This window comes from Thiocapsa sp. (assembly GCF_018399035.1).
Taxonomy (GTDB): domain Bacteria; phylum Pseudomonadota; class Gammaproteobacteria; order Chromatiales; family Chromatiaceae; genus Thiocapsa.
In genome coordinates, this window is record NZ_CP073760.1 from 4106415 (window position 1) to 4133401 (window position 26987).

Annotated in this window: 27 protein-coding genes; 16 read left to right on the plus strand and 11 right to left on the minus strand. The window is 64.4% G+C overall.

The genetic code is table 11. The features are described from left to right. Positions 1 to 30 precede the first annotated feature (30 nt). Positions 31 to 3108, minus strand: a complete 3078-nt coding sequence (locus tag KFB96_RS18760) for a DUF499 domain-containing protein (RefSeq protein WP_213460423.1) — start codon at positions 3106 to 3108, stop codon at positions 31 to 33. Between the two features lie 270 nt (positions 3109 to 3378). Between KFB96_RS18760 and KFB96_RS18765 the strand changes: the two genes are divergently transcribed. Then, positions 3379 to 3924 carry a Uma2 family endonuclease gene (locus KFB96_RS18765; protein WP_213460425.1) on the plus strand — a complete coding sequence of 182 codons (546 nt, stop codon included), beginning with the start codon at positions 3379 to 3381 and terminating at the stop codon, positions 3922 to 3924. 481 nt (positions 3925 to 4405) lie between these two features. Here KFB96_RS18765 and KFB96_RS18770 read toward each other — a convergent pair whose 3' ends face one another. Both KFB96_RS18770 and KFB96_RS18775 read right to left on the minus strand, forming a co-directional pair. Then, entirely contained in the window at positions 4406 to 4849 is a 444-nt protein-coding gene (locus KFB96_RS18770; RefSeq protein WP_213460427.1) for a hypothetical protein, read from the minus strand. 550 nt (positions 4850 to 5399) lie between these two features. Continuing rightward, positions 5400 to 5630 (minus strand): hypothetical protein, encoded by a 231-nt coding sequence (locus KFB96_RS18775; protein WP_213460429.1) that lies wholly within the window; start codon positions 5628 to 5630, stop codon positions 5400 to 5402. 27 nt (positions 5631 to 5657) lie between these two features. Here KFB96_RS18775 and KFB96_RS18780 point away from each other — a divergent pair, with 27 nt between their 5' ends. From KFB96_RS18780 to KFB96_RS18790, 3 genes are all read left to right on the plus strand, one after another. Beyond that, on the plus strand, positions 5658 to 6875 hold the full coding sequence (locus KFB96_RS18780; protein ID WP_213460431.1) for a phosphatase PAP2 family protein: 1218 nt from the start codon (positions 5658 to 5660) through the stop codon (positions 6873 to 6875). Positions 6876 to 6966: 91 nt separating this feature from the next. Next, positions 6967 to 7425, plus strand: coding sequence for an urease accessory protein UreE (ureE, locus tag KFB96_RS18785; protein ID WP_213461221.1), 459 nt, complete (start codon positions 6967 to 6969; stop codon positions 7423 to 7425). Further along, positions 7409 to 8095, plus strand: a complete 687-nt coding sequence (locus KFB96_RS18790) for an urease accessory protein UreF (RefSeq protein WP_213460433.1) — start codon at positions 7409 to 7411, stop codon at positions 8093 to 8095. Before ureE ends, KFB96_RS18790 begins: the two co-directional genes overlap by 17 nt. An 84-nt stretch (positions 8096 to 8179) precedes the next feature. Here KFB96_RS18790 and KFB96_RS18795 read toward each other — a convergent pair whose 3' ends face one another. Continuing rightward, positions 8180 to 8803: a transposase gene (locus tag KFB96_RS18795; protein WP_367114980.1), complete on the minus strand. Its 624-nt coding sequence runs from the start codon at positions 8801 to 8803 to the stop codon at positions 8180 to 8182. Positions 8804 to 8823: 20 nt separating this feature from the next. After that, positions 8824 to 9294 carry a hypothetical protein gene (locus KFB96_RS26995; protein ID WP_213462292.1) on the minus strand — a complete coding sequence of 157 codons (471 nt, stop codon included), beginning with the start codon at positions 9292 to 9294 and terminating at the stop codon, positions 8824 to 8826. A 191-nt stretch (positions 9295 to 9485) separates the two neighbouring features. On the opposite strand from KFB96_RS26995, the gene ureG reads away from it, so the two are divergent. Further along, positions 9486 to 10037 carry an urease accessory protein UreG gene (ureG, locus tag KFB96_RS18800; protein ID WP_213461222.1) on the plus strand — a complete coding sequence of 184 codons (552 nt, stop codon included), beginning with the start codon at positions 9486 to 9488 and terminating at the stop codon, positions 10035 to 10037. Between the two features lie 532 nt (positions 10038 to 10569). On the opposite strand, the gene moaE is transcribed toward ureG, so the two are convergent. Further along, positions 10570 to 11040 carry a molybdopterin synthase catalytic subunit MoaE gene (gene moaE, locus KFB96_RS18805; protein WP_213460437.1) on the minus strand — a complete coding sequence of 157 codons (471 nt, stop codon included), beginning with the start codon at positions 11038 to 11040 and terminating at the stop codon, positions 10570 to 10572. Between the two features lie 233 nt (positions 11041 to 11273). Between moaE and KFB96_RS18810 the strand changes: the two genes are divergently transcribed. Together KFB96_RS18810 and KFB96_RS18815 are read left to right on the plus strand one after the other, a co-directional pair. Continuing rightward, on the plus strand, positions 11274 to 11699 hold the full coding sequence (locus KFB96_RS18810) for a hypothetical protein (RefSeq protein WP_213460439.1): 426 nt from the start codon (positions 11274 to 11276) through the stop codon (positions 11697 to 11699). A 49-nt stretch (positions 11700 to 11748) separates the two neighbouring features. Continuing rightward, on the plus strand, positions 11749 to 12003 hold the full coding sequence (locus tag KFB96_RS18815) for a hypothetical protein (RefSeq protein WP_213460440.1): 255 nt from the start codon (positions 11749 to 11751) through the stop codon (positions 12001 to 12003). 153 nt (positions 12004 to 12156) lie between these two features. Here KFB96_RS18815 and KFB96_RS18820 read toward each other — a convergent pair whose 3' ends face one another. From KFB96_RS18820 to glgB, 3 genes are all read right to left on the minus strand, one after another. Next, a complete protein-coding gene (locus KFB96_RS18820; RefSeq protein ID WP_213460442.1) occupies positions 12157 to 12729 on the minus strand; it encodes an NnrU family protein in 573 nt (190 codons plus the stop codon). A 96-nt stretch (positions 12730 to 12825) separates the two neighbouring features. Then, on the minus strand, positions 12826 to 13284 hold the full coding sequence (locus KFB96_RS18825; protein WP_213460444.1) for a YaiI/YqxD family protein: 459 nt from the start codon (positions 13282 to 13284) through the stop codon (positions 12826 to 12828). A 14-nt stretch (positions 13285 to 13298) separates the two neighbouring features. Further along, positions 13299 to 15581, minus strand: a complete 2283-nt coding sequence (gene glgB / locus KFB96_RS18830) for a 1,4-alpha-glucan branching protein GlgB (RefSeq protein ID WP_300970477.1) — start codon at positions 15579 to 15581, stop codon at positions 13299 to 13301. Positions 15582 to 15852: 271 nt separating this feature from the next. Here glgB and glgC point away from each other — a divergent pair, with 271 nt between their 5' ends. The 8 genes from glgC to KFB96_RS18870 all read left to right on the plus strand — a co-directional run bounded on the left by glgC (position 15853) and on the right by KFB96_RS18870 (position 22601). Then, the gene (gene glgC, locus KFB96_RS18835) at positions 15853 to 17124 is read left to right on the plus strand and encodes a glucose-1-phosphate adenylyltransferase (RefSeq protein ID WP_213460446.1); all 1272 of its coding nucleotides are present in this window, start codon (positions 15853 to 15855) and stop codon (positions 17122 to 17124) included. Positions 17125 to 17137: 13 nt separating this feature from the next. Then, positions 17138 to 17338, plus strand: a complete 201-nt coding sequence (gene thiS / locus KFB96_RS18840; RefSeq protein ID WP_213460448.1) for a sulfur carrier protein ThiS — start codon at positions 17138 to 17140, stop codon at positions 17336 to 17338. A gap of 75 nt (positions 17339 to 17413) precedes the next feature. After that, positions 17414 to 18217: a thiazole synthase gene (locus KFB96_RS18845; RefSeq protein ID WP_213460450.1), complete on the plus strand. Its 804-nt coding sequence runs from the start codon at positions 17414 to 17416 to the stop codon at positions 18215 to 18217. A 344-nt stretch (positions 18218 to 18561) separates the two neighbouring features. Then, positions 18562 to 19263 carry a tRNA (guanosine(46)-N7)-methyltransferase TrmB gene (gene trmB, locus KFB96_RS18850; RefSeq protein ID WP_213460452.1) on the plus strand — a complete coding sequence of 234 codons (702 nt, stop codon included), beginning with the start codon at positions 18562 to 18564 and terminating at the stop codon, positions 19261 to 19263. A gap of 13 nt (positions 19264 to 19276) precedes the next feature. Then, complete coding sequence (locus tag KFB96_RS18855) at positions 19277 to 19996, plus strand: ATP-binding cassette domain-containing protein (RefSeq protein ID WP_213460453.1); 720 nt, start codon at positions 19277 to 19279, stop codon at positions 19994 to 19996. Beyond that, positions 19993 to 20802, plus strand: a complete 810-nt coding sequence (fetB, locus tag KFB96_RS18860; RefSeq protein ID WP_213460456.1) for an iron export ABC transporter permease subunit FetB — start codon at positions 19993 to 19995, stop codon at positions 20800 to 20802. Before KFB96_RS18855 ends, fetB begins: the two co-directional genes overlap by 4 nt. A gap of 197 nt (positions 20803 to 20999) precedes the next feature. Next, positions 21000 to 21695: a class I SAM-dependent methyltransferase gene (locus tag KFB96_RS18865; RefSeq protein ID WP_213460458.1), complete on the plus strand. Its 696-nt coding sequence runs from the start codon at positions 21000 to 21002 to the stop codon at positions 21693 to 21695. A 204-nt stretch (positions 21696 to 21899) separates the two neighbouring features. After that, positions 21900 to 22601: an EF-hand domain-containing protein gene (locus tag KFB96_RS18870; protein ID WP_213460460.1), complete on the plus strand. Its 702-nt coding sequence runs from the start codon at positions 21900 to 21902 to the stop codon at positions 22599 to 22601. Positions 22602 to 22634: 33 nt separating this feature from the next. Here the strand turns inward: KFB96_RS18870 and KFB96_RS18875 are convergent, their stop codons facing one another. After that, on the minus strand, positions 22635 to 23795 hold the full coding sequence (locus tag KFB96_RS18875; RefSeq protein WP_213461224.1) for a Fic family protein: 1161 nt from the start codon (positions 23793 to 23795) through the stop codon (positions 22635 to 22637). A gap of 207 nt (positions 23796 to 24002) precedes the next feature. Continuing rightward, positions 24003 to 25058, minus strand: a complete 1056-nt coding sequence (locus KFB96_RS18880; protein ID WP_213460462.1) for an alpha/beta fold hydrolase — start codon at positions 25056 to 25058, stop codon at positions 24003 to 24005. 46 nt (positions 25059 to 25104) lie between these two features. Between KFB96_RS18880 and speA the strand changes: the two genes are divergently transcribed. Continuing rightward, positions 25105 to 26985, plus strand: a complete 1881-nt coding sequence (gene speA, locus KFB96_RS18885; RefSeq protein WP_213461226.1) for a biosynthetic arginine decarboxylase — start codon at positions 25105 to 25107, stop codon at positions 26983 to 26985. The last annotated feature ends 2 nt before the right edge of the window (positions 26986 to 26987 follow it).

Below are 26987 nucleotides of genomic sequence, written 5' to 3' on the forward strand. Positions count from 1 at the left end.
TGGCTTCCGGGGGATGCGGCAAGTCTAACCTCAAGGTTCCACCTCGTCGCGCGGCAGCTCCACGGCAATCTCATGGACGTAGTCGAGGAGCTGCTGTCCGGTCGGGAACCACAAGGCGGCCGCCTCGATGGTCACCTCGCCTTCGCTCACCAAGCCGCGCAGATGCTCGACCGTCGCGTGGATCTGCTCGCTGTCCAGAAGCAGATCGTCGGCAAGCTGCAGATCCGCCCAGCGGCCATCGAGCACGGCGATACGTTGGGCCGCGGCCTTGCCGGCGTGTTTCTTGAGGCGCTCGATGAATCCGTACGCGGCCTGGGTGGTATTGAAACGGAAGACCTTTTCGGGGTGACTGACGGGCCTCCAGGTCGAGGGCGCGGTGATGTCGATGGGTTTGGTATCGATCGGCCTGTCCCAGTTGACCGCAACCTGGTGGACCTCGGAGGGCGTGCCCTTGTCTTCCGCGACCGCCAGGACGAACCGGGTGCCCGCGGGGAGCACGACGGGTTCGTTGTAGGCGCCGCCCGCCAGCTTCGGATCCGATCCGTCCGTGGTGTAGCGCAGCGGGGCCGGCGGTGCCGTGCGCAGCTCCACGACCTTCTCTGCGCCATGGTCGTAGACCCGACTCTTGATGGTGATGCGGTTGTGCCAGGTCAGAGGCTCTCCGGTCTCATGCTGTCCGGTGGAGTCGACGGCGAGGAAGGACACCACCATCTCGGCGGTTTCATAGTCCCGTCCCGAGAGCCGTTGCGAGGCGGTGGTGGCCGGGGCGCCGATCTCGACATAGATGCTGTCGCCGTTCAGCGGGGTGGCGCGCAGCTTCACCCGGCCCGTGTCGTCGTCGCGCAACAACTCCTGGAGCTTGACCTGCGTGGCGGGCTGGGGGAACGGCCCCTTCTCCACATAACCCCCGTCCTCGCGCCAGATGTCCTGATGCACGCACTCGGCCTTGAGCCTCTCCAGTGCGTCCGCGCGGTGCCACTGCCAGGCCGGGTTGGTGGCCGCGCGGCGTTTGATCTCGTTCCAGGGCATCGCCTTTTGGGTGAAGAGGCGCGCTTCGACCTTTTTGACGAAGGTCTCGCCCGTGACATCGTCCGTGTACTTCATCTTGGCCTTGAGGGTGCGGATGACCTGGTCCTCGCCGTCGTAGCGGTTGGCCGTGAACTCCATGGGGAAGTCGGCCGACATGAGACGCTGCGCGCTCGGATAATGGAGCGTGGAAAAGGTCTCGCGCAGCGCGCTGCCGAACTGGTTCTGGATGCGGTCGAGCAGGTCGCGGGCCTGCACGAGCTGAGGGTCGTTGTCCGGGGTGCCTTCGGATTTCAGCTCGTCGATGATGTGGCGAATCGCTTTGAGCTCCTTCGCCGCGTTGAGCAGGCTGTCCGCGCTGCGCTGGCCGGTGAGGAAGCAGACGCGGTTCTTGAAGTCGATGTTGTCGTACAGGGTTTGCAGATCCGGGTGAAGACCGCCGGGGTGCGGGTTGGCGACCACCAGGACCGTCTTGTCCTGCGCGATGTCGATCTCATCGACGGCGGGTAGAACCTGGACCTTTTGGTAACACCAACCGTTCTCGGGTTTGAACAGCTCGCCCAGGCGCTCGCGCAGCTCCTTGACCGACTGGTCGTGCAGATAACTTTCGGCGGTGGTACGCAGACGGGCGACCAGGTTCTGAACGTTCTTGACGAAGAGCCGCCCGTCGCGCCCGGTATGGAGATACCAGGCGGTGGTGACAAGCCGATTCAAGACCTCGTTCTTGAGCTTGGAGATGTCGCGCCCCGGCGCGCAGAGATTGGCGACCAGCTCGGGCAGGGTCAGGCCCTTGGCGGCGCCCGCCACGGTCGAGAGCGAGGCGACCAGGAGCAGCTTCATGGCGTCTTGGGCGTCGCTGCCGCCGAGGTTGGTATCGAGGATTTCGGCGACCGACTGACCGCCCGATGCGATGTCGTGCGAGACCGCGTTGTCCAGACTGCTGTTGATCTGGTTGATCTCGGAGAGGGTCTCGCGATCGTTGAGGTCGATATCCTGAGCCGTCAGAAGATAGAGGTTCGCGGCTTGCCCGCTGCCCCAGAGGCGCGCGGCGACGATACGCATCAGTCGGATGAGGCCGCGCGTCTGCTGGAACCCCGGGTTTTCCTTGAAGCGTGCGTAGAGATCGCGGATCGACGGGTGAAACGGGTAGGACTCTTTGATGCGCGCCGCGACCTGCTCGGGCGAGGCGTTGGTCACATCCATCTGACGCGCGTCGCGGATGGCCTTGGCGTAACCCTGGGCGACCTCCTCGATGACTTCCGGCGGCGGGAGCTGTGCGAAGATCCGCTGGCGCAGGATGTGGAAGAACTCGTCCGTATTCATCCGCACCGGCTGCAAACGCAGCGCTGTGCGCCCGGTTTCTTTCTTCAGATCGTTCAATGCCTGCACGATCTGCTCGTTGCCTTCGGCGTACGAGGCCGTCAGGTCGGTCATCACCAGACACACGTTGGACAGCTCGTCTCTGCCGATCGCGACCAGGAGATTTGCGAGCGCGGTGGCGGTGACGACGGACAGATCCGAGTTGCCGATCGTCTTGGACTTTGCTTGCTGGAGGTAAGGCGGCAGCTCATCCAGCATGATGATCAGCGGATCACCCCGCAGCAGGTTGACCCAGGCGGTCTGGCCGGGGGCGGACAGGGGTGAGTAGTAGTCCGCGAACTGCTCTTTCTTGCCGAGCTGGGTGGCGATCGAGCCCCAGATGCCGAGCGGGGCGTCGCTCTCCCTGCCGGTGAAGGCGACGACACGCACAGGGCCGATGTCGCCGGGGGTGTAGAAGTCCCCCATCACCAGGCGGCGATAGTCGGGATAACGCGCCAACAGGCCGAGGGCGTTGAGCAGATGCGTCTTGCCGCCGCCCATCTCCTGGGTCAACTCGAAGACCCCTTGCGTGCTGATGCCTTCCAGGCGTCTGAATGCCTCCGTCAGCAGGATGCGCATCCCCTCGGTGACATAGTTCTCGCCGAAAAATGCCGCAGGGTCGATGCGATCCCGGATCAGGTCCGTGAGGTCCAGGACAGTGTCCCGGCGCGACGGGTCGAAGATGCTGTCGCGGGGTGTGCAGGCGGGAGCGAGAGTCTGCATGAGCGGTCCTGGATTCGTCTGGCCCTGGTCCTCTGCATCGAGGCTCGATCGCGTCGACACAAGCTGCGCGGAGTGTATGACAGGCTTTAATGCAATGGTAGCGACGAGGCCTTCATGCTCCATCGGCGGAGCGTTGCGGCCCGATCGACAGGGTGACGCCTCCGTGAAGATGCCGAAACGCCTTGGTCGATCGGTTGGTTTAGGGTACGTCGATAGGCGGACCTGATCGGCCAATGTGAGTCCCAAGCCCCTTTCGCGGAGGTCAATCCGATGGAGGCCCACAAGCCGGCAACCGTCGCCGAACTGCTCGCATGTCCGGATGAGCGGGTGGAGCTGATCGGCGGGGAGATCGTTCGCCGGCCGATGGCGCGCGGTGAGCACGCGATGGTCCAAGGCCCCACGCACGACGAGCTGAGCCCGTTCCAGCGCAAGGACGGCCCCGGCGGCTGGTGGATCGCCACCGAGATCAGCGTCGCCTACGTGGCGCAAGAATGCCCGAGCCACGATCTTGCCGGCTGGCGCAAGGAGCCTAGCCCCAAGCGTCCGCGCGGTGTCGTCGAGCTGACGCCGGACTGGGTCTGCGAGATCGTCTCGCCCGGCCACGAGCGCAAGGACACCCTGACCTTATTCCTGCCTCTGCAACGCCACCGCGTGCCGTTCTACTGGCTGATCTGGCCGGAGAGCCGCACCCTGATCGCCTACCAGCTCGACGGCGAGCACGACCGCGTCATCGCCACCATTACCGAGCCCACTCGCGTGCGCGTCCCCCCGTTCGATGCCTTCGAGATGGACCTGAGCTACGTCTTCGGCGAATAGACGCCGTGGCCAACAGGGATTTCCCGATGTGGCTTGGACTCGATCCCGGGGACCAGGACGCGCTGGAACTTCTTGGCAGAAGCGGCGGCATGCGGACAACCGACGCGTTGCACGTCTTCCCGTGCTCGGATCCGACCCCCGAAAACGCCGATGTCGTGGAGTTTTTTAGTCGCGGCTTCCCGCATCCTCTCGAAAGCACGGACCGCGTCCGTCGCCGAGGCGCTCGTAGACCGGCAACTGCTCCTCGGTGCGGATGCGCAGGGCCTCATCCACGTCGCGCCTCACCAGCATTAAACCGCGCCCAGTGCGGTATGCGATGTTTTTGGATGGGATCGGCCCCGGCGGATTTCAGAACCGCTGGAGCCAGCGAGGTTTAAAGTATTAAAAAATATAAAATTTTAAACCACGCTCCCCGCTAAGGGTCGTGGATTCACCAAACTTCGAGCTCACTCGAAAGTGAGCATCTCGCTCTGGACGCGGTTTAGCTCGGCCAGCTCATCCCACCACGCCAGTCGGCTGCGAACGACGCCCTCATCGACCGCGTTGCGCGAGAGGGCGAGGCGCGCCTCCAGCTCCCGGGAGCGCTCTCGCTGTTCTTCCCGGGAAAAACGCGGATCGACGCCGAAGGCCCATTCCCTGTCCCCGAATGGGCGCAGCTCGACTTGGCCCAGCTCGGGAAAGTAGAGGGCACCTCGCGCAACAGGGCGTTGCCGTACTTGCGAATCGCCTTGTCGGCCGCCTGACGGGTGATCGGCAGCGAATCCAGCTCGTTGCAGGCCGATTGCAGGAACATCATCAGGTGTCGCGGGTGGCCGCCGCTCATCTCGCAGAGATAACACAGCGTCTCGTCGCCGTCGAAGGCATCCGCGAGCGCGATGCCGGCGTAATCGCAGCGTCGCTCGACCATCTCGCGCATCTTGAGCATGCCGGGTGAGTCCGGGCTGATCGGCTCGTCTCGGCTAGGCCGGCCTCGATCATCCCTTCGCCCACAGCGGCCACCGAATGCGTCGTCAGGCCATCCTGGCCTGACGGAATCAGGGCTGGAAGCCCTGAGGACGCAAGGACCACCAGCAGCTGGACCAAACGATGATCAAGGCCGGGCAGCTTGAACAGTCCGAGGACGTCGTTGAGGTGAACATACGAGAACCGCTCATCGCCACGCGTGCGGATGCGCACTTGAGGGCGGCGTCGCAGTTGGGTGCGCACACCTTCCTCGGTAAACCACCCCGCGCACATGGGCTTTTTGGAAAGCAGGGTTCGTACCGCGTGCGTCGGGAGAGATCGCGCCGATGAGGCGTAGCGGCCCCTACGGCGAGGAAGTGCAACGCGACCACGGCGCTCGCAGGGCGTGCAACGCGCCGAAAAATCCGCGTGTGCTCGGTATATGATGCCGCATCGCAGATGTCGCCAAGGCCGAGATGCGCGATTGTCACAGCGGGATCGGTCGGACTCGGCGAGCGGCGGAACGAGGGTTTTCAATGTCCGAGCTGCAAATCGAGTGTTGTACGGGGGCGGATCTCGTCGCCGACCTGCCGGCGCTCGCGCGCCTGCGCAACCGGGTCTTTCGTGACTAACCCTATCTCTATCTCTACAAGGGCGACGCGAAGTACGAAGAGCGCTATCTGCGAACCGATGCCGATTTCTCCTGGCGCGATCTCGACGAGGCCGAGGAAACGCCCAAACCGATGGTCTTCTGGATGAAGCATCTCGACTGAGCACGACCGAGACGACCCATGTCCCAAAACACCGCACCCCACCGGGATTGGCTCCCGCAAGGCATCGCCTTGGTCCTGATCGCCCTGGTCGGCACCCTGCCCTTTTGGCTGACCGATCTGGATATCCAGGTCGCCGCGCTCTTTTATCATCCGGAGGTGGACGACCCTTGGTACAAGGCCCAAGCACCGCTTTGGTCCTTTCTCTATGTCGCTTCGCCGCTCCTGACCGGCTTCATCATGCTCGGCGGCCTGCTCGTGCTCGGTGCCGGGGCGATCTGGCAGTCGTTCAGACGGCTACGCTGTTACGCGATCCTGCTGATCGCCGCGACCATCCTCGGACCCGGCCTCATCGTCAACGGTGTCTTCAAGGACAATTGGGGACGGCCGCGACCGCACCAGATCGAGCCGCTCGGCGGGACCCGCGCCTATGTCCCGCCGCTCGCGATCTCCGAGCACGGCGACGGCAAATCCTTCCCGTGCGGGCACAGCTCGGTCGGCTACATGCTCGGCGTCTTCTTCATCATCTGGCGCAAACGCAGGCCGGTGCTCGCCTGGACGGCGCTGGCCGGCTCGCTCGCCTTCGGCACACTGCTCGGGATCGGGCGGATGGCGGCGGGGGACCACTTCCTCTCGGACGTCATCTGGTCCGGGGTCATCGCCTACGGGATTGCCTGGGGGCTCTATTATTTCGTCCTCCGCATCCCGCGGCGCGAGGTCACCGAGTCGGCGGCACCCCCTTCCCCGATGCCCGAGTTGCGACGCCCGAAGGTCACGGCGGCGCTCTATGCGCTCGTTGCGGCCCTGATGATCGGGGCCGTGCTCTTGGCGACACCGCTGAAGAACGTGCAGATCCAATGGGTCCGGCCGGGTGATTTCGATCCGCCTCCCCGCATCTTGCGCCTGGTCGCCGATCAGGCTTACGTGATCCTTTTCTTTCCGGGCGGTACGCACCGCACGGCCGAGATTCGGTTGGAGGCACGTGGCTTCGGCTTACCCTGGAGCAAGGTCGAGCCGGAGTTGGCCGGCGACCATCAGGTGCTGACCTACCGGATCAGCCATCGGGGAATCTTCACGGAAAAGGATACCAAGGTCGTCATGGGGATCGTCGCGAACGATTGGGATCGGGTCGAGGTCCGGATCGACTCGGGAGACATCCGAGTCCATCCCTCGCAGGATCCGCTGCCCGAGCTCGACCTGCAGACGGCCGACGGCAAAGTGATCCGGGTCGACCACTGATCGGCAATGTGCGCACAATGATCGACAACCACCTGCGAGGACCGCAGTCTTGATCACAACCGGGGACGAAGCCGTGCCGCAATCCGAACCCTTGATCCGCTTCATCCGCACGACCACCGCGCACATCCCGGCGGACGTGACCCTCACGCTCACGCTGGAGCAGCGCACCCGCTGTCGGCTGCGCGTCATGCTCGACGACGGCCAAGAGGCCGGACTCTTTCTGCACCGCGGCACCGTCCTGCATCACGGGGACGCGCTGATCGCCGAGGACGGTCTGGTCGCACGCATCATCGCGGCACCGGAGCACCTCTCGCGTGTCGAGAGCGCGGATCCCCTGCTGCTCGCACGCGCCTGTTACCACCTCGGCAACCGGCATGTGCCTCTGCAGATCGAGTCGGGGCAGCTCAGCTACCGACAGGATCAGGTCCTCGACGAGATGGTGCGCGGTCTCGGACTCGAGGTCAGGCTCGTGGATGCCGGCTTCGAGCCGGAGTCCGGGGCCTATGGGGGTCAGGTCGCGGATCATTCGGGCCATGCCCACGAGCACTGAGGGGGCGCTGCCTCTGCTGCGCCTGATGCACCTGGTCAGCCCCTCGCTGCCTGTCGGCGGTTTCACCTATTCGCAAGGCCTCGAATGGGCGGTCGAGACCGGTTGGATCCGCGATGCCGACGACCTGGAAGGCTGGATGGCCGATCAGATCCAGAGCAGCCTTCGGTATCTGGACCTCCCGCTCTTGGTGCGGATGCAGGCAGCGGCGCTCGATCGCGATCAAGCGGCGATGGCCGGGTGGGTCGATCGGCTCTTGGCCGGGCGCGAAACCGCCGAGCTGCGGCGCGAGGAGACCGATCGCGGACGCGCGCTGGCCGATCTGCTCATCGCCTGGGGGCTCGAGGACGCGGTTGCCTGGAAACCGCAGCTCGCGCGCAGTCAGGCCGCCGGCTTCGCCTTCGCTGCGGCGTCCTGGCGGATCGAGCCGCCGGAGGCGGCGACGGGCTATGCCTGGAGCTGGCTCGAGAATCTCGTGCTGGCCGGAATCAAGCTCGTACCCTTGGGCCAGACGCGCGGCCAACAGGCGCTGGCGCGCCTGGCAGGGCTCATCCCGAGCACGGTCGCCGCGGCCCTGGAGGTCCCGGACGCGGAGATCGGCGCATCGACCCCGGCCCTGGCGATCGCAAGCGCCGCCCACGAGACCCAATACACCCGCTTGTTTCGTTCCTGAAGGAGACACCATGGTCGATTCACCCCCCCTGCGCATCGGGGTCGGCGGCCCCGTCGGCTCCGGTAAGGCGATTTCCGTGAACTTTCATACCGAGACTGCCGGTTGGATCAGGATGTCCCATTTCGGAAGTTCCGGGTTTCGCTGCAAGCGCGCCTCGATGTTCTTCATGGCTGCCTTGGACAGTGAGATCCCTTTGTCGTAGACCTGACGACTCATCTCCACGACCGGATTCAGTCCCTTCCAGGTCATGCTCTTGGCCCACTCGAGCATGGTCCGGGCGTCCACTAGGAGCGTACCGTTCCAATGCTGTTCCAGGATCCCCCAGCAGCGTTCCACCGGATTGTATTTGCTGTGATAGGGCGGGAAGTACAACAGCTGAACGGGTTTGCCGATATGATCGGCGAACGCGACCATGCGGTTGAGAAATTGGGTGCGTCGCCCGTTGCTTTCCGGGCCGTTGTCGGCCTTGATCTGAACCAGGGTGATGCGCTCGCGCTGCTCGGGCGATTGCCGTTCCCACCAGTCATACAGGCAGTCGACGATGAAGTCGCTGGTCTTGGCGGAACTTCCGAAGGTCAGGTGCAGCGCGCCGGTGTCCTCGTTGACCAGACCGAACGGGGTGTATTTCTCGTGACAGCCCATGTCATGGTCGGCGGCCTTGGTCTCGCCGCGGCTACAGCCGCCTCGCGAGTACTCGCCGATCATCACCGTGGCCTTGCAGTCGATGCTCAGTCGCGCGACGCGTCCGCCCGCGTCGCGTTGGTCTTTGGCCCGGATATTGTCGAAAATAGCATCGGTTTGCGGGACTTTTTTTGGGGTTTGGCCTTGAGCACCGGCCGCAGCCGGTAGCCGTTGCGGTTCAGTATCTCGGCCATCGTGCTCGGCGACGGCAACTCGGCCTCGGCGATGCCGCGTGCGCGCAATTGCCTCAGGGCTTCCGCCGCGGTCAAACGGGTGAACGACTGCGTCGTCCGGAAAGTCGGGTCTTGTTGCGAGTGCGCATCCGCCAGTTCCCACAGCACGGCTGCCGCCGCGGGATGTTTCTCTTCCCAAAGTTTGTCGCCGCCAAACGCCGACTGTGCGCTCAAGCAGACCACCCCGGTGCGCCGCTCATGCAGACCCAGCTCCACCGCTTGGCGGCTCCACCCGAAGACGGCTTCGGCCTGCCGGGCGCTCCCGGCGCAATATTTCACGGCCATCGCCGCTTGGAACGCCCGTCGCTCCGCTCCGAGCATTTTCGAGGCGGCGAGTTTGAGATCCTCGCGATGCCCCGCATCCGGGGCGGTTGGATTCGAATGAGAGATCATGACAATCCGCGCGTTGATTCAGAGCCAGTCGCCACTATCGCACACAATGGTATAACTTTCCCCGTAATTCGCCTAAGACAGCGCTGCTGGATGCGCTCTGCAAGGCGCTGCGTGACCGCTATCAGCTGGCGGTGGTCACCAACGACATCTACACTCGCGAAGACGCCGAGTTCCTGATCCGCTCCCAAGCCCTGCCCGCCGAGCGCATTGTCGGCGTGGAGACCGGCGGCTGTCCGCATACCGCCATCCGCGAGGACGCCTCGATGAACCTGGCCGCGGTGGAGGATCTGCAGATCCGCTTCCCGGATCTCGATCTCGTCTTCATCGAAAGCGGCGGCGACAACCTCGCCGCCACCTTCAGCCCCGAGCTGGCGGATCTGACGATCTATGTCATCGACGTGGCCGAAGGCGAGAAGATCCCGCGTAAGGGCGGGCCGGGCATCACCCGCTCCGACCTCTTGGTGATCAACAAGATCGACCTGGCGCCGTACGTGGGGGCATCGCTGGAGGTCATGGAGCGCGACTCCAAACGCATGCGTGGGGAGCGGCCGTTCGTCTTCACGAATCTGCGCACCGGCCAGGGCTTGGAAACGATCCTCGACTTCATCGAGCATCAGGGGATGCTCGGGGTTTAAACCGCGCCCAGTGCGGTATGCGATGTTTTTGGATGGGATCGGCCCCGGCGGATTTCAGAACCGCTGGAGCCGGCGCGGTTTAAAGTATTAAAAAATATAAAATTTTAAACCGCGTCCCCCGCTAAGGGTCGTGGATTCACCAAACTTCGAGCTCACTCGAAAGTGAGCATCTCGCTCTGGACGCGGTTTAGTCCCTCATGCGGCAAGTCTTGAACAAACCGTCGCAAACTTTTTCGTTGTCGTCGTTGTCGTTGTCGTGTTCGTGTTCGTCCGGAAACCGATAACGACAACGACAACGACAACGATTAGATCCGGTGCGCAACTAAACCGCGTCCGGAGCGAGATGCTCACTTTACGAGTGAGCTCGACGTTTGGTGCATCCACTGCCCTTAGCGGGGACGCGGTTTAGAATCATATATTTTTTAATCTCTTAAACCGCGCCGGCTCCAGCGGTCGTCAAATCTGCCGGGGCCGATCCCATCCAAAAACATCGCATACCGCGTGGGGCGCGGTTTAATCTCTGACACGTCACCTACAGGTCGTTGGATCCCTCGGCCCAACGCCGCGCCGCGTCGTTGTCCGTCCCGCGTGCATCGACCCACCGCTCGCCTTGCGCGGTCTGCTCCTTCTTCCAGAAGGGTGCGCGGGTCTTGAGGTCGTCGATGAGAAACTCGCAGGCACGAAAGGCCTCGCCCCGGTGCCGGCTGCTCACGCCCACGAACACGATCGGATCCTGCGGCGCGAGCTCGCCGACGCGATGCAGGATGCTGATGTCCTCGAGATCCCAGCGCCGAGCGGCCTCCTCGGCGATGGCGCCGAGTGCCTTCTCGGTCATCCCCGGATAGTGCTCCAGGGTCATGGCGGTCACCTCGGCGCCCTCGTTGAGGTCGCGCATCAAACCGATGAAGGTCACGACGGCGCCGACCTGCGGCTTGTCGCGGGAGAGAATTTTTTGCTCCTCCGCGATGTCGAACAGCTCGCGTTGGACTCGAATGCGTTGCATCTTCGGTTGCTCCGACGCCCGTGCCGGGGGTTCGACCCCGGTCTACTCGGCAAAGAAATCAGGGGATTCTATACTTTCAAGTGCGCGTGTTCTGCCTCGGATCTCGCAGACTTTCTTGACCTTCGATCCGGCGTCGAACCGCCCGCCGAGAAAGAGTCTCTCAGGGACGAATCATGCCCGATCTCATCATCCAAGTCCCTGTTTCGCTGAACCATCCACAAGAGGAAACGACGATGAACTGGAAAGAGCAACTCGACAAAGCGGTTGCAGCGGTCAAAGATGCCGCCACGAGCGAGAACGCACGGGAGATCGCGGGCAAGGCGAAAGCGGCGGCCATGGGTCTGGCCGAGAAGGTCAAGACCGGCGCTGTCGACGCGGCCGATGCCTTCGTCGAGGCCAATCGCGATCCTTCCGCGTTGTCCGTGCGCTTCCTGAACGCGGACCTGACGGTCGTCTCGCCCGCAGAGGGCATCTCGATCACCCGACCGGATGCCGCGACGCTCGTGATCGACGATGGCTCGGGCAATGGTCTCGTCATCAACGCGGGGGCCGATCCCGCCGTTGTCGTCGAGGTCATCGGCACGGTCGCCAAGCTGAGCGACAACACCTTCGACCTGGGTCAAGAAGACGGTGTGAACGTCGTCGTGACCAAATTCTGATCGGTGCGAATCGCGAGGCGCCTCGGCGCCTCGCGATGATCCCACGACCATGCCTCCGCTCATCTCGCGAATCACCGAATGGCCCCGTCGGGCCATTCACTGGCTCTGCAGCGGTCGCGCCGACTACACCGCCTTCCAGAGGCGCAAGGCCACACCCGTACACCGGGCGCGGCGCACGCTCTGCCTGGCCGTCTGGAGCGGCGCCGCCATCCTGATGCTGCTCTGCCCGAGCCCCGGCTGTGTCGTGACCTTCATCCTGATCGCCACCTTCGTGAGTTTTTCGGTCCTGGACGAGCGGTCTTGAACCGGGATGGGTATTACGTCAGCAAAACCCATCCAGCCCGCGCCAAGTGCATCAGAACGAAACCCCGCAACACGGCGGTTTAGAGGATGGGTTTCGCTGTCGCTCTACCCATCCTACGCGTGAATCAATCACCTTGGTTCTGATCGGAGACGCTCACCCGATCGGTGCAACGTCCATCAGGAGCTTGTGCAGCCAGAACATGAAGAGCAGGTAGAGCCCGATCCCGCCGATGATTGCGATGGCGTCGTTGACCTGGCTGGGCGGTGCTCCGTAGACCGTCGGGGTCGTACGATGCTTGAGCGAGATCCGGTCGGCAACCGCCCAAGCCAGGAAGGCCCCGAACAGCAGGATGTCGGCGGCCGTGCCGTTGGCAAGCAGGTGCGCCGTTGCCCAAATCTTCACGGCGAGCAACATCGGATGCTTGGTCGCGGACTGGATCCGACCCGGAAGATAGGCGGCAAGCAGCAGCGGAAAAACGGGCAGCATCAACAGCAGGCTGAGGTGACGCATCCACACCGGCGGCTCGTAGATGACGATGGGGGATAGACGGGCGGCCCCGTATCCCGAGACGATCAAATAAAACCCGACCAGGGCGACAAGCCCGTATACAGCCGTCCATGGGATCTCGCCGAATCGCGCGACCAGGCTGGTGCGCCATTGGCTGTTGATAATGGACACCGAGTGAATACCGAGAAACAGGATCAAACCGAGGACGAGTACTGCCATCCGAGGATTCCTCCAAGAGCATTGAAAAATCGTTTAAACCGCGTCTCACCGGGATCGTGGCCGCGCCGAGCTTGCTCTCGCTCGAAACCCCGTAGATTAGGCCGGACGCGGTTTGGATTTCGCGAGAAGACTGTCCAAGGCGCTCGCAAACGCCTGCCGATCGCGCGGTCCGAAAGCGGGTGGCCCGCCGGTGTTGATGCCGCTGCCGCGAAGGGTGTCCATGAAGTCGCGCATCGTCAGGCGCTCGCGGATCGTGTCCTTGGTATAGAGCTCACCGCGCGGGTTCAGGGCTTGGCCGCCACATTCGATCACCTCGGCCGCAAGCGGAATATCCGCGGTGATGACCAGATCGCCGGCAGCGAGTCGCTTCAGGATCTCGTTGTCGGCGACGTCGAACCCCGCACAGACACGCACCGAGCGCACCAAGGGCGATGGCGGCGTGCTCAGCGGCCCGTTCGCCACCAGCGTCACCGCAACGCCGAGCCGTTCCGAGACGCGAAAGAGGATCTCCTTCACGGCATTCGGACAGGCGTCGGCGTCGACCCAGATCTCCACCCGTCTCGGACCCGTCAGCTCGCCTCGGTCGCAACAGGTACTGCGTCCGGCAGGTCGGCATCGGTAATCGCGCCCTCGGTCTCGCTTACGAGGGCGTCGGCGGACATCGGCTCGTGCACCAGAATGAGCCCGGCAAGCGGAGGCAGTGCGATCGGGATGGAATAAGGCCGTCCCATCCAGCTCACCGGCTCGGCCTCGACACCGCCCTGGTTGCCGACATTACTGCCGCCGTAGAGCGCGGCGTCCGAGTTCAGTGCCTCGCGATAGAAGCCGGGCTCGGGTACGCCGATGCGATAGTTGGTGCGCGGTACGGGGGTAAAGTTGAATGCGGCGGCGACGATCTGCTGACCGGAGAGGTCCTTGCGCAGATAACTCAGAACGGACTGCGAGCTGTCGTGACAATCGATCCACTCGAACCCGGAGCTGTCGAAGTCGACCTGATGCAGCGCGGGCTGCTCCCGATAGAGACGATTCAGATCCGAGACGATCTGCTTGATGCCTTCGTGCTGCGGACGTTCGAGCAGATCCCAGTCCATGGCCGCGTCGAAGTCCCATTCGGCGCCGTGTGCGAACTCGCAGCCCTGGAAGAGCAGCTTCTTGCCCGGGTAGCTGAACATGAAGGTATAGAGCAGGCGCAGACTCGCGAATTTCTGCCAGGCGTCACCGGGCATCTTGTCCAGCATGGACTTCTTTCCGTGCACCACCTCGTCGTGCGAGAAGGGAAGCACGAAATTCTCCGTAAAGGCGTAGAGAAGACCGAACGTCAGCAGATCGTGATGATAATGACGATAGATGGGATCCTTCTCCATATAGGACAGGGTGTCGTGCATCCAACCCATATTCCATTTCATGCTGAAGCCGAGACCGCCGAGGTAGGTCGGACGCGAGACCGCCGGCCAAGCCGTGGATTCCTCGGCGATCATGAGCGTGCCGGGGTGCTGCTCGTGCGTTACGGTATTGAGTTGGCGGATGAAATCCACGGCTTCGAGGTTCTCGTTGCCGCCGTATTTGTTCGGGATCCATTCACCGGCATTGCGCGAGTAGTCGAGATACAGCATGGAGGCGACCGCATCGACACGCAGGCCGTCGAGATGGAACTCGTCGAGCCAATAGAGCGCGCTCGACAACAGGAAGTTCTTCACCTCGTTGCGGCCGAAATTGAAGATGAGGGTTCCCCAATCCTTGTGCTCGCCCATGCGCGGATCGGAATGCTCGTAGAGGGCCGTGCCGTCGAAGCGCGCCAAGGCATAGGCGTCCTTGGGAAAATGGGCGGGCACCCAGTCCAGCAGCACGCCGATGCCGCGGCGATGCAGATAATCGACGAAGAAGCGGAAGTCGTCCGGCGAGCCGAAACGGGCACTCGGCGCAAAATAACCGGTGCATTGATAACCCCAAGAGGCGTCCAAGGGGTGCTCGGTGATGGGCAGGAGCTCGATATGGGTAAAGCCCAGCTCGGTCACATAGTCTGCGAGCTGCTCTGCAAGCACCCGATAATTGAGAAACTCGCCATTCGGACCGCGTTGCCATGATCCGAGATGGATCTCGTACACGGAAAAAGGCTGATGCTGCCAATCCGATTCGGCACGGGCCGCCAGCCAATCCTGATCGGCCCAACGGAAACGGCTTTCCGGACAGATGAACCCGGCCGTTTGCGGGCGCTCCTGGAAGGCCTGGGCGTACGGGTCGATCTTGACATGGATGTTGGTCGCGCGATCGCGGATCTCGTACTTGTAGAACCCGCCTTGTCCGATCCCGGGGATAAACAGCTCCCAAACACCCGTGCCGCCGCGCACGCGCATCGGGTGGGCGCGCCCGTCCCACTGGTTGAAATCTCCGACGACACTCACGCGCTCGGCGCTCGGTGCCCAGACCGAGAACTGCACGCCCGACACGCCCTCGACATCGGTCAGGTGCGAGCCCAGGAACCGGTAGGCGTGCCAGTGCCGGCCCTCGCCGAAGAGGTGCAGATCGAAATCCGGGAGCTGGGGAGGAAAGCAGTAGGGATCATGATGGACGTGATGTTCACCGGAGGCATCGATCCAGTCGATGCGGTAACGCTCGGGAACCTTGGACGCCGAGCCTTCCCAAAGGAAGAAATCCGTTCCCTCGATCCGCGCGAAGGGCTCGGAGGCCTCGACCAAGGTGGCCGACTCGGCGCCCGGCAGGAACACGCGGACCACTGCCCGGTCACCCTCGAGGTGCCGGCCGAGGATCTCGAACGGGTCGTGGTGACGCGCCTCGATAATGCGCTGCAAGGGTTCCGGAACCTTAGGGGCTTGCTGTGTCGCGGTTGCCATTCTGAAATATTTCCTTCGCTGTCGGCTCTCGATGTCGCCTGTGATCGGCGCTGTCGCGGAAACCGTTCGATATCGCGGCGCCACGCCCTGAATCTGCGGGTCGGCAGCAGACGGGCGGACAGGTTCGGGGGTCTCGTCGGGATCGACGGCCCGGGGCGCGGCGAGGGGATCACCCGACCGCAGGGCAGCGCGCCGACGCTTCGGACCGGCTTGATGTTAACATACGGGGGACTACTCTTATGCCCTCGTCCAGACGACAACAGGAGGACTTATGCCCCAAACGAATCCCCGGTTCGTCAGCCGCCTGACCCGAAATACCCTGGCGCTGATCCTGGCCGGAGGACGGGGCTCGCGCCTGATGCACCTGACGGCCTGGAGAGCCAAGCCGGCCGTGCCCTTCGGCGGAAAGTTCCGGATCGTGGATTTTCCGCTGTCGAACTGCATCAATTCGGGGATCCGCCGTATCGGCGTCTTGACGCAATACAAGGCGCATTCTCTGATTCTGCATATCCAGAAAGGTTGGGGGTTTCTGCGCGGCGAATTCGGCGAGTTCGTCGAATTATGGCCCGCACAGCAGCGTGTTGCGGAAACCGCCTGGTATGCGGGAACAGCAGACGCGGTCTTCCAGAACCTCGACATCATTCGCGATCACAACCCGGACTATATCCTCGTGCTTGCCGGCGATCACATCTATAAGATGGATTACGGCGCCATGATCGCCTACCACGTCGAATCCGGCGCGGATATGACGGTCGGCTGCCTCGAGATGGAGACCGAGCGCGCCAGTGATTTCGGGGTCATGTCGGTCAACGACGAGGGCCGCGTCCTGCAGTTCTCCGAAAAGCCGAAGGAACCGGAATCCATTCCCGGATCGCCGGGGAAGAGCCTCGTCTCGATGGGCATCTATGTGTTCAATCGCGGCTTCCTGTTCGAGCAGCTGATCAAGGATGCCGACACCCCGCGCTCGTCGCATGACTTCGGCAAGGACATCATCCCCGCCGTCATCAAGAACTATCGCGTGATGGCCCATACCTTCCGCGACCCGCGCAGCGGCGAGCAAGCCTATTGGCGTGACGTCGGTACAATCGACGCCTTCTGGGAGGCCAACTTGGAGCTGATCGGCGTGACGCCGCCCTTGAGCCTCTACGACAAGAGCTGGCCGATCTGGACCTATCAAGAGCAACTACCGCCGGCCAAGTTCGTGTTCGACGACGAGGATCGACGCGGCATGGCGGTCGACTCCATGGTCTCGGGCGGCTGCATCATCTCCGGATCCACCGTGCGGCATTCGTTGTTGTTCTCGAATGTACGCGTGAACTCCTATGCCTATGTGAAGGATTCGGTCATCCTGCCGGATGTGGTGATCGGGCGAAACTGCACGATTCGCAATGCGGTGATCGATCGCTATTGCCAAATCGACGAGGGAACCGTGATCGGCCTCGATCAGGAAGCGGATCGCAAAGCGGGCTTCTACGTCAGCGAGGGCGGCGTGACCCTCGTCACCCCCGAGATGCTCGGCCAAGACGCCAACCACGTCCGTTGAGGGGCTCGTCCAAATGCAGATCATCCTGAACGGCGCCGCCACCGAGGTGGCCGATGCACTCACCATGGCCGAGTTGATCGAGCAGCTCGAGCTCGGTACCCGCCGCTTGGCCATCGAGGTCAACGCCGAGCTGGTCCCGCGCAGTTGCTTCTCCGAGCACAGGCTCGCACCGCAGGATCAGGTCGAGATCATCCACGCCGTCGGCGGCGGATGACTCGGCTTGGGCGTCCTGCCCCGCATCCGTTATCCTGAAACGATCCTGAATCTATCTTTTTTGGCCACGACATCCATGCCCACCGAAACAGCCGCAACCGATCGCTTCACCCTCGCCGGACGCGAGTACAGCTCCCGACTCCTCGTCGGCACCGGGAAATACAAAGACATGGCAGAGACCGCGCGGGCCATCGAGGCGAGCGGCGCCGAGATCGTCACGGTCGCGGTTCGGCGTACCAACCTCGGTCAAACCCCGGGCGAGCCGAACATCCTCGACATCCTGCCGCCCGAGCGTTACACCATCCTGCCGAATACCGCAGGCTGCTACGATGTGGAGACCGCCGTGCGCACCTGCCGGCTGGCGCGCGAGCTGTTGGACGGCCACACCCTGGTCAAGCTCGAGGTCCTGGGCGACGAGAAGACACTGTTCCCGGACGTGATCGCCACGCTCAAGGCCGCCGAGGAGCTGGTCAAGGACGGCTTCCAGGTCATGGTCTATACCAACGACGACCCGATCGTCGCCCGGCAGCTCGAAGAGATCGGCTGCATCGCCGTGATGCCCCTCGCAGCACCGATCGGCTCGGGGCTCGGCATCCGCAACCCGCTCAACATCCGCACCATCGTCGAGAATGCCCATGTCCCGATCCTGGTCGACGCGGGTGTCGGCACGGCGTCCGATGCCGCCGTGGCGATGGAGCTCGGCTGCGACGGCGTGCTGATGAACACCGCGATCGCCGCGGCACGCGACCCCATCCTGATGGCCAGCGCCATGCGCAAGGGCATCGAGGCCGGGCGCGAGGCGTACCTCGCCGGGCGCATGGCGCCGAAGCGGTTTGCCTCGGCGTCGTCGCCGATCGAAGGGTTGTTCTTCCAGCACTGAACCGCGTCTCGAGCGGAGCGCGATGGTCGCTGTGAGACGGGCGTCCGCGGCTACGACCGGGGTTCGTGCCTGACGCGGTTCAGCATTTTTTGAATCCAATGGTTAAACCGCGTCCAGAGCGAGATGCTGACTTTCGAGTGAGTTCGAAGTTTAGTGAATCCACGACCCTTAGCGGGGGACGCGGTTTAGGTGATTTCCGGGAAAGATCTACGGCCTGTAGGGGCGAATTTATTCGCCCCTACAGGCCTACCGGACATAAGCAATCGGTATGCCCATTCACGCAAAGCGCCTCAGAGCGCTTTGACTGCGAAAGCGGTGGCCGAGAGGCCAGTTGTAGAGACCTCATGACGGCCGAGACGACGCCCAAATTCCTGCGCCCCATCCGGAGCTTCGTCCTGCGCGAAGGTCGTTTGACCTCCGCGCAGGAGCGCGCCTTTCGAGACCTTTGGCCCCTCTACGGGGTGGATTGGACGGCGGACGCGCCGATCGATCTCGCGGGACTCTTCGGAAACGGGCGCCCCGTCGTCCTCGAGATCGGGTTCGGCAACGGCGATTCACTTGCCGAGATGGCCGAGCAGGACCCGCCGAGCAATTGGCTGGGCATCGAGGTCCATCGCCCCGGTGTCGGGCATCTGCTGCTCGAGATCGAGCGACGCGGGTTGACCAATCTGAGGCTGATGCGGCACGACGCGGTCGAGGTGCTCGCCCGCGGCATCGCGCCCGGCAGCCTGGAGCGCGTTCAGCTCTTCTTTCCCGATCCCTGGCCGAAACGCCGTCATCACAAGCGTCGCATCCTGACGCCCGAGCTGATCGGGCTGCTCGCGCGCGCGCTCCGCCCGGGCGGCGTCTTTCACGCGGCGACCGATTGGGAGCCCTATGCCGAGCAGATGCTCGAGATCCTGGAGGCATCCTCGGAGACCTTCGAGAATCTCGCCGGCCCCGGCGGCTTCTCGCCCCGCCCGGCGTCACGTCCGCTCACCCGCTTCGAGCAACGCGGGGAGCGCCTCGGCCATCGGGTCCGCGACCTGATGTTTCGGCGGCGCTGAGACCGGGACGCCGATGTCCGGACTCAGACTCGACGGCATCCGCTCGCGGGCGCTCGGGCCGCTCGATCTCACGGTCGCGGCGGGTGAGCTGGTCTTCGTGTCGGGCCCGTCCGGCTCGGGCAAGAGTCTCCTGCTGCGCGCCGTCGCCGACCTGGATCCGCACGAGGGCGAGGTCTGGCTGGGGGAAGAGCCGCGCTCGCGCATCGCCCCCGCGCACTGGCGTCGGCGGGTCGGTCTTCTCCCTGCGGAAGCCTTCTGGTGGGCGGAGAGCGTCGGCGAGCATCTGCCGGGCATCCGGACCGCGCATGCGGACCAGCCCACGTCCCCGCTTCCTCCGGCGATCCTGCGTCTGTCCAAACCCTTTCGCCGCGCTCCCGTTCGCGTCTCGAATCACCCTGCACTGCCGGATCCATCGACCATCACCGACTGGCTGGACCACCTCGGCTTCGCACCCGACGTCCTCGGCTGGTCGGTCACTCGCCTCTCGACCGGGGAGCGTCAGCGCCTGGCGCTGGTGCGCCTGCTCGCACAGTCACCCGAGGCGCTGCTGCTCGACGAGGCCACCGCCAACCTGGATCCGAGCAACGGCGCACGCGTGGAATCCGTCGTCGAGACCTATCGCACGACGCAAGGCGCGGCCGTCCTCTGGGTCAGTCACGACCCGGAGCAACGTCGCCGGATCGGCGGGCGCTCGCTGGTCATCCGCAACGAGCGTTTGGAGCCCGAAGCGTGACCCTCATCCATCTGAGTCCTTTCGATCTGGGGATCGCCTCCATCCTGGTCCTCCTGCTCGCCGCCATGTCCTGGCGGCTGCGCCTCGGGATCGAGCGCCGGGTCCTGATCGCGGCCGCGCGCAGCACGGTCCAGCTCATGCTCGTCGGACTGGTGCTGAAGGTGCTCTTCGCCCAGACCAGCTTGCCGCTGATCGGACTGATGGCCCTGGTGATGCTTTCGGTCGCCGGTTACGAGGTGATGCAGCGCCAGAAGCGACGATACCGTGGCGTCTGGGGTTACGGGATCGGCGCACTTTCGATGTTCCTTTCGGCCTTTACCGTGACGCTGCTCGCCCTGACGGTCATCATCGGGGTCGAACCCTGGTATCAGCCACAGTATCTGATCCCCCTGCTCGGCATGCTGCTCGGCAACACCATGAGCGGGATCGCCATCGCGCTCGACAGCCTGACCCGCCAAGCCTGGGATGCGCGCGGTCGCATCGAGGCACGCCTGCTCGCCGGCGGCACCTGGGACGACGCCATCGAGGAGGTGCGTCGCGACGCCCTGCGCTCCGGCCTCATCCCCATCATCAACGCCATGGCCACCGCCGGCCTGGTGAGCCTCCCCGGCATGATGACGGGCCAGATCCTCGCGGGCAGCCCGCCGATGGAGGCCGCCAAATACCAGCTCCTCGTCATGTTCCTCATCGCCGCCGGCACCGGGCTCGGCTCCATGGCCGCGGTCTGGATCGGCTCGCGCCGCTTGTTCGACGACCGCCAGCGACTGCGCCTCGACCGGCTCGCCGCGGCGAACCGGTCGAGTTGAGAGCGGCCACTCCGCTTCTCCGGCTCTCCCAATTGCCGGCACCGCCCCAATCGGTATCGTTAAGGTGATTTCCGGGAAAGCATCGACCAACATGTGGGCGACTTTAGTCGCCCGGTATGCATTGGCAACACGCACGGCCGGGATGATCATTCCCGGAAATCGCCTAAAATCCTCGCACCATTCCGGGAGTCTCCCGCATGCCCTTACACCGCTACCGCCCGGCCCTGTTGATTCCGCTGATTCTTCTCGGCCACCTCACCGCCTACGCCGAGGCCCCCGCCGTCGGCCCGGACATGAACGCCTACTATCACGGTGCCGATCATGAGCGGTGGCGCGACATCTTCGAGAGCGACGGACGAGAGGTCTACGATCGGCGTTTCGAGATCCTGGAGGCGTTGAAGATCCGACCCGGCATGCGGATCGCGGACGTGGGGGCCGGCTCGGGGCTCTACACGATGCTGTTTGCAGAGGCGGTCGGTCCGACCGGACGGGTGTTCGCGGTGGATATCTCGGAGAGCTTCATTACGGCGATCGCGGAGCGCGCGGTGCAGGCGGGCCTCGGCAATGTGCTCCCGGTGCTCAGCCAACAGAAGAACACCGAGCTGCCGCCCGGGAGCGTCGATCTGGTGTTCAGCTCGGACACCTATCATCATTTCGAGTATCCGCGCGCCATGCTCGACTCGATCCGCGCGGCACTGGTGCCCGGCGGAATCCTGGCGATCATCGACTTCAGACGCGAGCCGGGGGTCAGCAATCGCTGGATCCTGGGGCACGTGCGCGCCGGTCGCGAGGAGGTGATCGGCGAGGTGGAGCAGGCCGGTTTCAAGCTGATCGACGAGCCGATCAAGCTGCGTTTGAATTATTTCCTGCTCTTTCGAAAGGTGGACGCCTGACGTCCGGCACCTGTCCGCTTCCACACTCCCTGCATCTTCAGGTGTTTCAATAAGGATTAAACCGCGCCCCTGTTAAGGGTCGTGAATGCACCAAAGGTCGAGCCCACTCGAAAGTGAACATCGCGCTCTGGACGCGGTTTAGAGGTAAGCAGGGCACGCCGATACCGGCGTGGACCTTCACCCGATCGACCCACGGAGGTTTCCATGAAGACGACGATGCGTAGATCCATCATGGCAGTAACGGTCGCGGCGGCCTTCGCTGCACCCTTGGCCCTCGCCCAGCAACCCGCGCAGCCGCGCGGCCCCATGACCTTCTCGGCGTTCGATCTCGACGGGGACGGGATCGTGACCGAGCAGGAGTTCGACACCGCGCGCGCTCGACGCATGGCTGAACGCGCCGCTCAGGGAGCGCCGATGCGGGGGGCGGCCAACGCCCCGGCCTTTTCGGACTTCGACTTGAACGGCGACGGGCGACTGACGCAGGAGGAATTCGCAACGGTTCAGCAATCCCGAATGCAGGGACGGCCCGGCGGGGGTATGGGACCGGGCGGCGGCATGGGCCCCGGCGCCGGTATGGGACCAGGCGGAGGGATGGGCATGGGACCCGGCGCAGGTATGGGACCAGGCGGAGGGATGGGCATGGGGCCCGGCGCAGGCATGGGTCGAAACATGCCCGCCTTCGCCGAATTCGACTTGAACGGCGACGGCGCTTTGACCGAGCAGGAATTCTACGAGGCGCGAGCCAATCGCATCAAAGAGCGCTCGCAACAAGGCTATCCGATGCGAAACCTCGCGACCGCGCCGTCGTTCGAGGCGATCGATCTGAACGGCGACGGGCGAATCACACCCGACGAATTCACCGCCGCTCAGGCGCAGCATCACCAACAGCCGATGCGGGCGCCCTGAGTCGCGATCCGACTGGATCGGACCATCCGCTCGTTAATGCCGGTCCGGGAAGAGTCCGGGCATCCAGCGGGATGCGAGCGCGGCGGGGAATGCGAGTCTCAGGGGGGCGCGGGTACTTTCTGACGCGATGACCTTGCGGTCAAACAGGGCGGAGGTGATCCGGCGCGCTTGACGGTCTCCGATCCCGAGGTGTCCGGCAACATCGCCGCGCGGCAGCTCGCATCGGTAGAGGACCGCCTCCAAAAGGGCTCCCGACCTTGCGGGCAGGCGTTCGGCACGGATCTCGTCTTCCGCCCAGGCCCGGATGCGCTGCCGAAGTCGCTCGGGCTGAACCAAGTCCTCCATGAAGTCGACTTGGTCGATGCAGGTCCGGAGGAAGAAGGCCGTGAAGTCGACGAGGGCTTCCTCGCTGAGATGTCCGCGCCCGTCGAGATCGTTGCGGCGCGGAAGATCGCAGTTGGCAAGCAGTGACTTGTAGGTGCCCTCGTTGCGGGCCAAGCCGCGGGCAACGGACCAAAGACCGCCGGTCTCCAGGGTCCGGCGCAGAACGGCGTAGGACATCAGGCGCGCAACCCGACCGTTCCCGTCAAGGAACGGGTGTATCCACAAGAGTCGGTGGTGCGCCGTTGCCGCGGCCAGAAGCGCCCCCGTCGTTCCCTGGTTGGCATAGGCGTCCTCGAACCGGGCGAGGAAGCGGGGGACGGCACCCGGACTGACGGCGATATGGCGGCCGACACGAACGTCCCGGCTGCGCAACGCGCCCGGCACGACACGCATGCGTGCCCTGGTCTCAGGCTCAATGACCCAAAGGAGCTCATCCGGAAGCCGCTCGCCGAACCGCTTGCTCAGCTCGCACAACCCGGCGACCGTGAAGGCACGATGATCGAGCCCGCCCGCGTCGATCCATGCTTGCACGGCGATGTGCGCTTGTGCTTCGAGCTGGAGGTTGCGTTTCTCCGGGTCGCCGCTGTAGTCACCCTTGAGCGCGCGCTCGATGTCGACCGGATGGGTGTCGTGCCCCTCGATCAGGTTGCTGTAGTAGCAGTTCATCGACCGCACGAGATCGGCCAAGGCGTTGACGATGCCGGACGGTAGGCTCCGACGCAGGCCGGCTGACTTCGCTGCCAGCTCGATGGCAAGGTCGGTCAAAGCAGCGCGTTGCCTCGCACCGACGCCGATGAGCAGGGGCTCCATCAGGGCGACGGACTCCCCGCGGTCTGCGGCTGGCTCCGCATCGGCCCCGATGTCCACTGGGGTGTCCGCTTTCCGTTCCGGTGGTTCGGCCGTCATTTCCTCATCCTACCATTGGGTTGGGGTATCTCGTACCGGCGACGGGACGTCGGTCGTGTCCGGTTTGAAGGCCGCATCACGGAGAACAGACCGCGTTACAACCCCGGATGTTCATCGACCTGACCACTCCTCGAGGATGGCAACGATGTGCGGAATGGCCTCGGGCTCCCGGTCGCTCGGGAACAGGCGCGCGAGCATCCCGCGATGCGATGCTTTTACGAGAACCGGCGGCGGAGTGCCGGGGATCTGCAGCGAGGCGAGGGGGACGACGCCGTCGCCAAGACCCTCGCCGAGGCTCGACCACCAATCTTCGAGCACCTCGGCGAGATCGGTCGATCCGAGCTCGGCGGAAATGGCCTCGAGACTCGCGGCCATCGATTCAGGCGGCTCGGTGAGCAGACCACCGATCAACCGGACGGGGACGGATTCGGGCCAAGGCCGCGCGTTGAGATCCTCCAGAAAGACGCTGCCGGGTCGTAGGTCGATCTTGGCCTCGCCGGTTCCGTCGCGCAGTCCGGCGAAGAGCGAGAAGCGCCGCTCCGGTCCGGCGGCCAGATGGTCGCGCAGCTCCAGCCAGATGCGCAGACGCGCCCATTCAGAGCCCTGATTGGGTGTGCCGACCAGGATGACGCCGCGCACGGCGGCACCCTCGACCCGCGCGGGCGCGCCCACCGGGTTGCGCCAGCGGGTGACGAAGTCGCGGATGATCAGCCCGCCCATGCTGTGTCCGATCAAGACGACCGGCCGGTCGAATGGAAGCTCGGGCCACTGCGCGGCGAGCAGGTCGGTGCTGCGGTCCACACCTTGGTCGTTGGGATAACGGAGCTCCCAGACCTCGAAACCCGCGGAGCCGAGCACGGGGATGAGGTCGTCCCAGATGTCGCCGGGCTCGTCGAGCCCATGGACGAGCAGAACCCGCGGCAGGGCGCGATCGGACCCGTCCGGGACGACCTGGATACGCGGGATGAGACCATGCCAGCCGTCCACCGGCGCCATCGCCTGCGGAAACCAGGCGTCGAGCCGGTCATGAACGAGCACCCGCAGGCGCCGCTCCTCGCGCGGATGCCCCTCGGCCCACCAGGTCCAGAGCGCGACCGCAAGCAGGAGACCGATCGGGACGAGAAGCAGCGCCCAGCGACGGCGGAACCGCACGGATTTCGCATTCATGCCTTACCATCCTCCTATCGACATCACCGAACGAGACCTCCTCGCAATGGACCAAGGTGTGAAGCGTTGTAATCAGATCTATGCCATCGACCGTTGGGGCGAGGGCTATTTCGGGATCAATCCCGCCGGTCATCTCTATGCGCGACCGAACCCGAACGGCACAACCGAGGTGGATCTGGCCCTCTTGGCCGAACAGCTCGACGCCGAGGGCCTGTCGCTGCCGGTGCTGGTGCGCTTCAACGATATCCTGCGCCATCGCGTCGAGTCGCTTCACCAAGCCTTCGTGGATGCGAGCGCGGCGAGCGGTTACAGCGGTCGCTACCAACCCGTCTATCCGATCAAGGTCAACCAGCAGGCCGGTGTGGTGCGCGAGATCCTGCGCTCCGGTCACGCGGGCTTGGAGGCCGGCAGCAAGCCCGAGCTGATGGCGGTGCTGGCACTCTCGCCGCCCGACGGGCTGGTGGTCTGCAACGGCTACAAGGACCGCGAGTATATCCGGCTCGCCCTGATCGGGAGACGGCTCGGGTTGCGCGTGCAGATCGTGATCGAGAAGCCGTCCGAGGTCGCGCTCATCCTCGAGGAGGCCGAGCGGCTCGGCGTGGAGCCCCTGCTCGGCGTGCGGGCGCGGCTCGCCGCCGCGGCGGCGGGGAACTGGCAGAGCAGCGGCGGGGAGAAGGCCAAGTTCGGGCTCTCGGCCAACCAGATCCTGGACCTGGTCCGCACGCTCGAGTCCGCCGGGCGGCTGCACTGGCTCAATCTGCTGCATGCCCATCTGGGCTCTCAGATCCCGAATCTTCAGGACATCCGTTCCGGCGTCGCCGAGCTGGTGCGCTTCTATGCCGAGCTGCGCCGCCTGGGTGCGCCGATCACCATCCTGGATGTCGGCGGCGGGTTGGGTGTCGACTACGAGGGGACCCGCACGCGCAACTACTGCTCGGTCAACTACAGCTTCGCGGGTTATGCGAGCGCGATCGTCGAGAGTGTCGCGGCCGAGTGTCGGCGACGGGGCCTGCCCGAGCCGGACCTGCTGAGCGAATCGGGCCGGGCGCTCACCGCGCACCATGCCGTCCTGATCACCAACGTGATCGATCGCGAGGAGGCCGGCGGCCAAGGGGTCCTGCCCAAGCCCGACGAGGGGGATCCGCTGCTCGATGCGCTGGCCGGACAGCTTCGGGCAGCGGACGAGGCGCCGCCGCAAGAGGTCTACTCGGAGGCGCGCGAGCTGATGGCGACCGCACGGGAGCGCTTTGCCGCGGATCGACTCGACCTGACCGGACGTGCGCGCGCGGAGGAGCTCTTCTTCGCCATCTGTCGGCGCCTGGCCGGGCGGCTCGACCCGGCGATCCGACGCCACCGCGAGCTGGCCGACGAGGTCAATGCACTGCTCGCCGACAAGCTCTTCTGCAACTTCTCCTTGTTCCAGTCGATGCCGGACGTCTGGGCGCTCGATCAGATCTTTCCGATCGTGCCCATCCAGCGTCTCGACGAGCTGCCGAACGCACGGGCGATGGTGCATGACCTGACCTGCGACTCGGACGGCTGTATCGACCACTATGTCGACGAGGGCGGCGTGGAGGCGAGCCTGCCGGTGCATGCCGGTGCCGGGTCGGGATCGCCCTATCTCATCGGCTTCTTCATGGTCGGTGCCTATCAGGAGATCCTCGGCGACATCCACAACCTCTTCGGCGACACGGATGCGGTCAACGTCGAGCTGGATGCGAGCGCGCCGGGCGGCTACCGTCTGCTTGATGCCGAACGCGGCGACTCGACCGACGAGCTTCTGAGCTATGTGCATTTCGAGCCGCGCACCCTGCTCGCGCACTATCGACGCAAGCTCGACGCCGCCGGTCTGGACCGGGCAACCCGCGAGCACTTCTTTGTCGAGCTCAAGGCCGGGCTCTACGGCTACACCTATCTGGGCAGCTGAGC